Source organism: Peribacillus sp. B65 (assembly GCF_058513295.1).
The window spans coordinates 939,398-949,869 of record NZ_CP195840.1 but is presented as its reverse complement, the minus strand read 5'-3'; the positions used below and the strand labels follow the sequence as shown (position 1 = coordinate 949,869).

Here is a 10,472-nt window from a genome sequence, read left to right as displayed (position 1 = left end):
TAATTGGTCCAGTACATCTAATTGTTTTTGGCGGGCATTAAGTTGTTCAGTTTGTGATTGGGTAATCGTTTCTGACATATCCAATTCTCCTTTGCAATAAGCATTTTGTTGAGGTAAATAGAAAAACTTGTAAAATATTACACAATGTGTGACCAGAAAAAATACTAACAAAAATGTAATAAATGCTATCCTATAGTATATCCCTTTAGTGGCTTGAAAACAGCTGATTTTTTAAAAAAGATTCATAAAATAATCTTTTCCTGCTTATTTTAAGTACAGATTCTAATAGTAGTTACCATTATTTACCTATAATGGACTTTAAGAGGGGGTCTAACATCGAAGCCTGTCATACATATTTCCATCTTGATTTGCCATCCTAAATGATGGAGGTGAAAAAATGTGACTGATTCAGAATCTAAACTTACAGAAGAGAATAATGATAAGAAGCTTCATAAACTGGTTGGCAGTATGGAATATACCAAAGCGCAACTATCGGAAGGTATGAATGGAATTTCTGAAGTTTACCTCAAAAACAGTGAGGAAGGCACATCGGTAACACCTGATAATTAATATTGTTGTGTAAGCATAGCGAAACAGTTATGCTTACTTATTTTTGTAATAAATCCCACTCTTAATTCACAAACTATAGTTGTTTAAATATTCTAAAAGTACCCTTGACTTTATCGTGAATTGACGTAAGATAAAGTATATAGCCATGGTGTAAACAAGTAGTTTTTTCTAGAAATTCTACTCTGCCATCGTCTTAAATGGACTCGGTGATTTAAAAGATGAATCTATAAATAACTGTCGAATCTAATAGACTTCGCCGCCCTGCGAAGCTAAACCTAGATCAAAAACCAGTTATATCAATTATTTCTTATTGATATGACTGGTTTTTTTTATTTCATCATTCATCTTGTTCCGTTTTTGGCGTAAGAAAATCCAGCGGCTGGCTGATACTCTTTCACACAGTTCTATTAATCGGTGCAAGTGGCGCAAGGCAATGTCAAAAGGTATAAAGTATTTTAAATCTTGTAGCAGAGGTGGGAGTTATATGATAGGTACGAAGCAAACTAGGCTCGCAATTGATGTAGGCGGAACTTTTACGGATGTGTTCGTTTTTGATGAAAGTACGAAGGAAATTTCAATTACGAAAACGTCGTCGACTCCTTTGAATCCAGAGGTCGGTATTTTGGATGGAATTGCGAAAGCGGAAATAGATTGTGAAAATATTAAAGTTTTTTCCCATGGTACAACAGTAGGCACCAATGCCTTGATTGAAAGAAAATTGCCAAAGACAGCATTGATTACATCCGCTGGATTTCGGGATGTATCGGAAATCCGCCGAGGAACCAAGCTTGAGTTATGGGATACATATGATGATGTAGCCAAACCGTATATCCAAAGAAGAGACCGTTTTGAAGTGGATGAACGCATCGACTTTGCAGGGAATGTCTTGACGGAAATCAATGAAGAGGAAGTACGGTCACTGGCAAGGAAATTAAAAAGACGCGGTACCGAATCGATTGCAGTTTGTTTCATGAACTCATATGTAAATGGAAGCAATGAGGCGAAAGTGAAACGAATCATCAAGGAGGAACTCCCGGATGTTTATATATGCATTTCAAGTGAAGTCCTTCCTGAGATTTTTGAGCATGAGCGCATGAGTACGACGATTGTCAATGCGGTTTTAGGACCGACTGTCAGCAAATATATTAAAACCCTTGAAGGTGAAATGACTAAACGGGGATATGAAGATGACATATTAGTGCTTCACTCCGGCGGAGGGGTAATGACATCCCAAACCGTTCCCCGTTATGCCGCAAGACTTGCAAGCTCCGGCATCGCTGCAGGTGCGATTGCCAGTAAACATATCGCCCAGCTTTGCGGCTTTAATAATGCCATTGGGCTGGATATGGGGGGGACGAGCACCGATATTTCCTTGATGCATGAAGGTGATTTACGAATTACGAAAGATTGGTATATCGAGTATGGATATCCGATAGGCTTCCCAAGTATTGAAATCTTGACGATAGGAGCAGGAGGCGGAAGCTTAGCTTGGGTGGATGAAGGAGGTTCTTTACGCAATGGCCCTCAAAGTGCAGGGGCTGTTCCTGGACCTGCTTGCTATAGCAGGGGCGGCGTAGAACCGACCAATTCCGATGCCAATATTGTCTTGGGACGACTTGGCACCAAACTATTGGATGGACAAATGGAACTGGATAAACAAAAAGCGATTGAAGTCGTGGATAAGATCGCCAAGAAATTTGATTATACGATTGAAGAAGCGGCGAACGCCATCACACGGGTGGCCAATGCCAATATGTGTGATGCTCTAAGGCTGATTTCAGTCAGACGGGGATACGACCCTCGCGACTTTGCACTTGTGGCTTTCGGCGGGGCTGGGCCCTTGCATGGAGCGTACCTGGCCAAGGAAATGGAAATCCCGACCGTCATCATCCCGCCGCATCCGGGTGTAGCCGCCGCAATGGGATGCCTGTTGGTCGATGTTCGTCATGATATATCCAAAACCTATGTCAAAAACGTCAAGGATGTATCGTTAAAAGATTTAGAGAAAGAATTCATCGGAATGGAAAAAGAGGCCGCGGAGTTATTGCAAGAAGAAGGAGTCGCTAAAGAAGCTTCCACATTGATTAGATATATTGACATGAGGTATATGGGACAGTGGCGTTCATTGGCGATAGAAGTCGATTGCCCGATTTCTTCTTTGGAAGAGACCCTTGAACGTTTCCATCAAGAGCATGAACGCGAATTTTCTTTCTCCGATAAAGAACAGACCGTGGAAATTTACGGACTGCTCGTTACGGCTATCGGAACTGTACCAAAACCTGAATTCCCGACTTATGAACCTGGAGGCACACTTGCCGATGCCTTGAAGGAAACGCGTGATGTCTATTTTGAAGAAGAGGGATATGTGAATACGAACGTCTATAACCGGGAACTCATTCCGGCCTTTTCTGAAATCACGGGCCCTGCCATAGTGGACCAGCTTGATACAACTACTGTCATACCACCAAATTTCACGGCAAAAGTTGATAAATACAGAAACTTGATTCTTTCCCAAAATAAATAAAAAGAGGTGGATTTCATTGTCGAATAAACAGTTAGTTGACCAAACTGGAGTTGGAACAGGTTTAGATCCGGTGACATTTGAAGTGATAAAAAATGGCTTCGTTAACCTTGTAGACCAGATGGCGGAACAAATCCTTCGGACATGCTATTCCTTCGTCATTTATAATCGGGATTTCAGCTGTGCTCTTTGTGATGCAGAAGGAAATACAGTCATGCAAGGGACGCAGGATATTTCGGTCCATGTAGGAACATTGCATCTAACGGCAAAGGCGGTAATAGAGGACTTCGAAGATGATATCCATCCTGGGGATGTATTCTTGGTCAATGACCCGTATCGAGGCGGCACTCATTTCAATGACACACGCGTCCTCTTGCCTGTCTTCCATGAGAACAAGCTCATTGCGTTCATGCAGACGAATGGTCACTGGGCCGACATGGGGGGATCGACACCTGGCTCCTTTGATATCAATGCCAAGGAACATTTCGGCGAGGGGGTAAGGATTCCGCCGCTTAGGATTTATAGTAAAGGAACATTTTTAAAAGATGTTGTCAATGTGCTCGCTTTGAACATGCGCGTCCCTGAAGAACGTGTCGGCGATTTGCGTGCTCAAGTGGAAGCGGCCAAGGTAGGCGAGCGCCAGTTGTTTGCCATCATCGAGAAGTATGGAATCGATACGACTTTGTCCGCCTTTTCGGAAGTGCAGAATTATGTGGAGCGTTTGGCAAGGGCCAAGGTTGCGGCTTTACCGAATGGAACCTGGGAGACCGTTGATTATATTGATATGGATCCTGAAGCCGGAGACGGACTGATTCCGATCCGGGTTAAAATGACCATCACGGATGACGAGATCCTTTATGATCTTTCTGGATCGCATTCTTATATCGGCTGCTTTTTGAATGCTGGTTTCGGGGCATCTTTATCGGCAGCATACTCAGGAACCAAGACATTCTTTCCTGAAATACCCCTGAACTCCGGCTTTTACAGAGTGGTGAAGATCGAACTGCCGGAAAACTCCGTCGTCAATGCCCCGGCACCGATTGCCGTAACCGGTTTTTGTTCAGGGGCCTATGAAAAAATCATGAGTGCGTGCTTCGAACTCTGGTCCAACATCATGCCGGAAAGAGCGATCGCATGCTCATTTAACCTGGAGTATTTACTAATCGGCGGTTGGGATCAACGCCAGGAGCAGGATAAATACTTCATGTGGTACGACTGGATGGCAGGCGGTCATGGAGGCCGCAATGATCGGGACGGTGTAAACGCCACTTCCCCGACATTCGGTTTGGGACTCAGCGTACAGCCTTGCGAAGGGCAAGAAAGATTGTCTCCTGTTGTGACGATGAAGCATGAAATCATTACCGACTCTGCCGGGCCGGGTAAATACCGCGGCGGGTGCGGTGTAGAAAAGGGAGGTACACTAACCAATGTCAAAAACACGGTCATGTCCTATTGCTGTGACCGTTCCCGTTCAATAACATGGGGAATTTTTGGTGGGCTTCCTTCTTCCCCGCATGGAGCATGGCTGAATCCGGGCAAGGAAGACGAACGATATTTAGGTGCGATTTTCTCAAATGTAAAAGTGAAGCAAGGAGATTCCTTTGTGCGCCCATCCGCTGGGGGCGGAGGACTGGGAGATCCGCTTGAAAGAAGTCCCGAAGCTGTTTTGGAAGATGTTATCGATGAGTATGTTTCAATTGAGCGAGCTAAAAAAGATTATGGAGTCGTGATCAAGGAAATAGATAAAGATCTCGATTTATTCGAAATAGATCTTGAAGCAACGAAACAAGCTAGGGCGTATATCAAAAACAACCGCAAACAATGGCTTGAGGAAAACATACAAAGCGTGGAAGATAAATTCGGCAAGGGAGAGCTAGATAGTCTCGATGTCATTCGCCAGTATGGTGTCATCATCGATTATGCAACGAATAAAGTCCTGCCAGAATCAACGAAACAGTTCCGTGAATCCATGAAAACCCGTTCGTTGGCATATTGGAAGTAACGTGAAAACATTAGGAACCTTAGACTGCAGACGAACTCGAAGATAACGAGTTTGCCTGCAGTTTTTTCCTTTAAAAAAAGATTTAGTTGATTTCAGAAATTCGGCTCCCTTTCCGCCGACTGCCTGCGGAATGCGAGCGCCTGGACCGGAAATCAACATCCAAATTGTATAGGTTCCTAAGACATTCTTAATGGAAACCCATCAATTCCTTCACATGTTCACAATTATCTCTTGAAGTGAGCATTTCCAAGAGCGTAAAGGCAACATCGAAAGCTGTGGATGGATTGTAGGATGTAATGATATTGTCCGTAACGACAATCGGTTCGTTTACGACAATCGCACCAAAATCTTTTAGCTGCCTCTGTCTCTTACTGGCTGGATGGTTGTATGTTGTGGCTTTTCTTCCATTCAATATCCCGCTTTTTCCTAGTGGGAGAGAACCTACACAAATGGTTGCTATGATTTTGTTCTTATTATGAAAATGCTTGATCACATCAAGAAACCTCTGATCATAGGCATCCTCATAAAAACCGGCTTCTTCAAAACCTCCTGGAATGGCCAAAGCATCGAAGTCATCCAGGTTCACTTGATCGGGGGTCAGTTCGGGCTGCACGATGAAATTCCATGTGCATTTCAATTGTTCGTGAAGTCCCACCGTAACCAGGTCTGTGGTGCCATCACCCTCTAATTTATTCCATCCCAATACATCTGTAAACACACTTGCTTCAACAGCTTCGAATCCATTGGATAGCAGCAGCAATACTTTTTTCATAGCAGTGTCCCCCTTGTTTATATTTGAATTAATTATATAAAAAGAAAATCCCCTAATACATACGATTAATTACGTAATCATTCCTTTTATATTTATTTTATAATGTATTTGAAAGGAATCGGTTTATAAAAAAAGTAGGGGTGATTGAATTGGATCGAACGGATAAAAAAATACTTTCCTTACTGGAGAATAATGGTCGCATGTCCATGAAAGAACTGGCACATGAAGTTTCCTTAACGGCTCCAGCAACGAAAGAACGTGTGAATAAATTAGAGGAAAGCGGAGTGATTAAAGGTTATAAAACAGAAATATCCCTTGAAAAACTTGATAGAAGCATAACGGCATTCATATTATTCGAAACGGATCGATGCAAAGATTTTTATCAATTCAGCTTGAACCATCCGGAAGTTCTGGAATGCCACCGGTTAGCCGGTCAATACAGTTATCTTATTAAAATAAGTACATTTTCCATGGAAACGCTGGAAGACTTCGTCGATGAAGCCATTAAATATGGGAAATCGTCCACCCATCTGATATTCTCTTCCGCATCGAAAAATGTTTTTTCAGGAGATGAGATCTAACCGGCTTTAACCCATTTACTTGCCAACTTTTTAATATATGACCAATTAGCAGGAAAAAACTCCACCAATATAGAAAGTAAATAGTAACAAAAATCACAGTTGGATGTTCAAAAAGGGAGTGGAGAGAGTGAGTTTTGTTTATGAGGAAGATAAAATAATGGAATTCCTTTTGCAGAATAAAAGTGAGTTTGAAGAATATCTTTTATCAGCAGCGGTCAATGTCAGGGATAAAATCGAAGAAATTTTACTGATTGGAAATGTCGACCTTTTGAATAATGCACATAAGCTCATTCGATATATAGTGGAACATAATGAAACGGATATGATTGCCTTTGCCGAAAAAGAGGGAGTTACGTGGGCAACCCACTCCTTGACGCTTTCATTCAAGCTGGAATGGATTCAAGCCCTTCGCAGAACGCTTTGGACCTTTCTTTATAAGTTTGAACAAGATAAGAAAGCGTTTATTGAGGATTCTAGGGTCTTTTTTGAATTAGAGAAAAAAGTGAATGAAAGTGTTGACGTTTTTCTTAAATCCTTTTTCGTCAGTTACTCCGATTATAAAGACAAATTGATTCTCGCTCAGCAAAACTTGGTTGAAAATCTATCCGTCCCTATCATTCCCGTAACTTCCACCACCTGTGTCCTTCCGTTAATCGGGACAATCGATTATTCACGAATACAGATAATCGAAGAAAAAGTATTGATGGAGATAGGTAAACTGCGGATACAGACCTTGATCTTGGATTTGTCCGGTATCATCGAAATGGAAGTTGAAATGATCAATGATTTGATGAAAATCCTCGATGGTACGGCAATGATGGGGTGTAAAGCTGTGGTGACTGGATTACGCCCAGAGGTTGTTACGAAAATGATCCGTTCAGGAATTCAGCTCGATAATAAAGCAGAAACAAAGGGTACACTGCAGCAGGCCTTGAAGGACTATCTTGTAGTCACCTAAATCGTGAAGTGGAGTCGCCATGTTTTGGTGACTTTTTTTTGTGGGTAATTTGGAATATTAAGGTAATTTATTTGCTGTTTTATCATATTCGAATAAGTATATGGAATGGGGAACAGATGCTCCGAAAAGAACTGAATCTTGGTTCAGAGTGAATCTATTCCGAACCCCCAATTGTTGATGAATTCAAGAAAATCCAGTTTGCCTCCAGTTTTTTCTAAAAAAATTCCATTTGATCTCCGCCGGAAACTTTATTCGACCTACCCAGCAGTTTATTCGACCTACCCGGTGGTTTATTCGACCGTTCACAAATTTATTCGACTCTACTTCGGATTCCGGAGCATTTGTCTTGCGGTCCACGCATTAAATCCCGCTCCCGATTGTTGCCAAGCCCTCATCAAAGCAAGCATCTAGCAGGTCTCGTCTTGCCAGTTATCGGCAGGAGTGTCGCCAATTTCTTCTGTGCAACCTTCCAAAGAAGGTTGGTTTCACTTCAGCAAGGAATAGACATATGTATCATGAGGGATACCGTTTTGGTAAATATAACTCCTTAATATTCCTTCCCGAATGAAGCCCAGCTTAAGCAAGAGCGCACTTGATGGCTGGTTTTCCAGAAAAACGACCGCGCCGATGCGGGTTAAATCAAGGTCGTTGAAACCGTAAGCGATAATTTCTTTAAGCGCTTCTGACACAAATCCTTTGCGCCAATGTGAAGGATGGATTTCATAACCGATTTCCGCTCGTCTGTATGTGGGACTGTGGGCATGAAAACCGATGGTGCCAATCAATTCCTGCGTATCTTTTCTTTCAATTCCCCATCTTATGGCTCGTTTTTCACGATGGTTTTTCGCAAAAGATGCTACAATATCCTTCGCTTGTTCAACATTTTCCAATGAGTCCTGGCCATAAAAGCGGGTGACTTCATCTTTTGATAAACATTGGAAAAGAGCTTCCGCATCACTTTCATGAATTTCCCGTAAGCGTAACCTTTCCGTGTTCAATAAAGGAAACATTTTTTCTCCTCCTATATCAGTTTTCTATCTATTCGGGCTCCACGAAGGTTTTTCCTTTATTATGAAGTGCCTAATTTTTTGGTGATTTCGGTGATAATCGGACAAGCTAAAAACGTTAGATGCATTAAACAGTTCAACCTAAAAAAGCATTAATGAAGGGGAGATAGATCATGGGAAAAAAACACCGCAACCGTATCGCTTCACCGAAAAAGAATAACCATATTCCGAAAGCGGATATCATTGCAGAACATGAAGCCCACGGTAAAGAATACTCTGCGAATAAACGAAAGAACGGTCCTGGCTCCAATACAGATTGAGTAACCTAGTGACCGCTCTAGCCTTTAAGGGCAGGGCGGTCATTTGTGTTTCTTGCCATCAAAGGGTTCATCCTATATCTTAAAGAATGAAGAACCATTGGAGGGAGTTAGGATGATGAAAGCACTTGTCTTTGATGATTTCGGCGGGCCGGAAGTTCTGTCTGTAAGGGAAATTGCAGAACCTGAACATTCAAAATCAGCCGTGATCGTTCGAATGAAAGCAATCGGATTGAATTTTGCTGATGTATATAGAAGGAAAGGGAATTATCATTTGGTGGGTGATCCCCCATTCATTCTAGGGTATGAAGGAGCTGGGGTCATCGAATATGTCGGGGAAGATGTCCGTCATGTGAAAGTGGGTGATCGCGTCGGGTTCGCTGATGTTCCCCATGCCAACGCGGAGCTGGTTTCAGTTCCAGCTGATAAACTTTTACCGCTGCCTGAGGGCATTTCCTTTGAAACGGCCGCTTCCGTTTTACTTCAAGGATTGACTGCCCAATATTTAACTCATGACAGCCATTCAGTTAAAGAAGGGGAAATCATTCTGGTCCATGCCGCTGCAGGGGGAGTCGGTCAATTACTGACACAGATGATCAGGATGAATGGCGGTCAGGTCATTGGCTTGACCTCATCGAATGATAAAGCGGCTGTTGCCAAACAAATAGGTGCGGATCATGTTATCCTTTACGAATCGGACTGGGTGAATTCCATTAAGGATATAACCGGTGGTAAAGGCGTTGATGTTGTTTATGAATCAGTGGGTCAAACCTTGATGGATAGTTTCAGTGCGACTAAGACTGGAGGAACTGTTGTATTTTTTGGGATGGCAGGCGGTGATCCAGAAAAAATCGACCCGAGAATGTTAATGGATACATCCAAGGCATTAATTGGTGGTGACCTTTGGAACGTCCTGACTACTCATGAAGAACGGACAAGAAGAACAGCAGAGCTATTCCAATGGATTCTGTCAGGGGAAATCCACATCAAAGAACCGACTCTTTTTTCGTTGGAAAATGGGGCGGATGCGCATAGACTTCTTGAAAGCCGGAAGAGTTCGGGGAAAATATTATTAATACCATAACAGGTCATGGGGCTTTCCATTCTAAATGGGGGCCCATTTCTTTTACCCGTATAGCGTCCTGTCACATTCAATACCTTATTCATACTGATGAATCAGAACCTTTTTAAGTTCCTTATTATAGACCCATTCTACCCTTAGAATAACTCCAGATAAATGTCCTTGTCCTTACAGGGGTTATGACCTGCTGTCAAAACAACGTGATGACCAAGTTGGCTTATCCACAAGATTCATATGCAACACGCGAATTCAGAGGAGAAATCCACAATGGGCCAATCACCAAACAACAATCGTCATTCTTCAATCCACAGGCGTTCGTTACAAGCAAAAAAAGAGAACGGACCAGTTCCCTTGGAAAACTTATGAATAGCAGGATTAGGTAATGAGAGACAAACACTTTTTTTAGTGATCCTTGTGGTGCGGTGAATATATGGATGATCTGCCTTAAGTACTTTTCTGTCGTTCTGACTCCCGGGCCATCATATGAAGCGGGCTCTGAATGACCCCGTCCCAATCACTGTGGAGCAATGCATACAATCACGTATCGAATTCAGTGGAAGATACATTCCTTAATAGGTATTGGTAAGTTTCTTCATAAATCATAAGGCTTCGTCCCCTTTGGCATCCATCCTTTTATAGAGTCTATATAAACATTAAATCGGT

General features: G+C 42.4%; 9 protein-coding genes. 7 read left to right on the top strand and 2 right to left on the bottom strand.

Annotated features, from left to right (window positions below; translation table 11 throughout):
- Window positions 1-399: 399 nt before the first annotated feature.
- The 3 genes from ACSR9O_RS04735 to ACSR9O_RS04725 all read left to right on the top strand — a co-directional run bounded on the left by ACSR9O_RS04735 (window position 400) and on the right by ACSR9O_RS04725 (window position 5,093).
- Window positions 400-570 carry a hypothetical protein gene (locus tag ACSR9O_RS04735; RefSeq protein WP_157831108.1) on the top strand — a complete coding sequence of 57 codons (171 nt, stop codon included), beginning with the start codon at window positions 400-402 and terminating at the stop codon, window positions 568-570.
- Window positions 571-1,054: 484 nt separating this feature from the next.
- Window positions 1,055-3,094, top strand: coding sequence for a hydantoinase/oxoprolinase family protein (locus ACSR9O_RS04730; protein ID WP_491724018.1), 2,040 nt, complete (start codon window positions 1,055-1,057; stop codon window positions 3,092-3,094).
- A gap of 16 nt (window positions 3,095-3,110) precedes the next feature.
- Window positions 3,111-5,093, top strand: coding sequence for a hydantoinase B/oxoprolinase family protein (locus tag ACSR9O_RS04725; RefSeq protein ID WP_491724017.1), 1,983 nt, complete (start codon window positions 3,111-3,113; stop codon window positions 5,091-5,093).
- 187 nt (window positions 5,094-5,280) lie between these two features.
- Here ACSR9O_RS04725 and ACSR9O_RS04720 read toward each other — a convergent pair whose 3' ends face one another.
- Window positions 5,281-5,865: a DJ-1/PfpI family protein gene (locus tag ACSR9O_RS04720; RefSeq protein ID WP_260356742.1), complete on the bottom strand. Its 585-nt coding sequence runs from the start codon at window positions 5,863-5,865 to the stop codon at window positions 5,281-5,283.
- A 149-nt stretch (window positions 5,866-6,014) separates the two neighbouring features.
- Here ACSR9O_RS04720 and ACSR9O_RS04715 point away from each other — a divergent pair, with 149 nt between their 5' ends.
- Window positions 6,015-6,446 (top strand): Lrp/AsnC family transcriptional regulator, encoded by a 432-nt coding sequence (locus ACSR9O_RS04715; RefSeq protein WP_101224419.1) that lies wholly within the window; start codon window positions 6,015-6,017, stop codon window positions 6,444-6,446.
- 127 nt (window positions 6,447-6,573) lie between these two features.
- Window positions 6,574-7,404: an STAS domain-containing protein gene (locus ACSR9O_RS04710; protein ID WP_101224418.1), complete on the top strand. Its 831-nt coding sequence runs from the start codon at window positions 6,574-6,576 to the stop codon at window positions 7,402-7,404.
- Between the two features lie 485 nt (window positions 7,405-7,889).
- Here ACSR9O_RS04710 and ACSR9O_RS04705 read toward each other — a convergent pair whose 3' ends face one another.
- A complete protein-coding gene (locus ACSR9O_RS04705; protein ID WP_491724016.1) occupies window positions 7,890-8,414 on the bottom strand; it encodes a GNAT family N-acetyltransferase in 525 nt (174 codons plus the stop codon).
- A gap of 170 nt (window positions 8,415-8,584) precedes the next feature.
- On the opposite strand from ACSR9O_RS04705, the gene ACSR9O_RS04700 reads away from it, so the two are divergent.
- Window positions 8,585-8,731 carry a hypothetical protein gene (locus ACSR9O_RS04700; RefSeq protein WP_100298038.1) on the top strand — a complete coding sequence of 49 codons (147 nt, stop codon included), beginning with the start codon at window positions 8,585-8,587 and terminating at the stop codon, window positions 8,729-8,731.
- Window positions 8,732-8,846: 115 nt separating this feature from the next.
- On the top strand, window positions 8,847-9,812 hold the full coding sequence (locus ACSR9O_RS04695) for a quinone oxidoreductase family protein (RefSeq protein WP_491725443.1): 966 nt from the start codon (window positions 8,847-8,849) through the stop codon (window positions 9,810-9,812).
- Window positions 9,813-10,472: the final 660 nt, after the last annotated feature.

Excerpts from the sequence above, each read along its gene's own strand:
- ACSR9O_RS04730 (WP_491724018.1), top strand. The coding sequence starts at position 1,055 with ATGATAGGTACGAAGCAAACTAGGCTCGCAATTGATGTAGGCGGAACT.
- ACSR9O_RS04720 (WP_260356742.1), bottom strand. The coding sequence starts at position 5,865 with ATGAAAAAAGTATTGCTGCTGCTATCCAATGGATTCGAAGCTGTTGAA.
- ACSR9O_RS04705 (WP_491724016.1), bottom strand. The coding sequence starts at position 8,414 with ATGTTTCCTTTATTGAACACGGAAAGGTTACGCTTACGGGAAATTCAT.
- ACSR9O_RS04700 (WP_100298038.1), top strand. The coding sequence starts at position 8,585 with ATGGGAAAAAAACACCGCAACCGTATCGCTTCACCGAAAAAGAATAAC.
- ACSR9O_RS04695 (WP_491725443.1), top strand. The coding sequence starts at position 8,847 with ATGAAAGCACTTGTCTTTGATGATTTCGGCGGGCCGGAAGTTCTGTCT.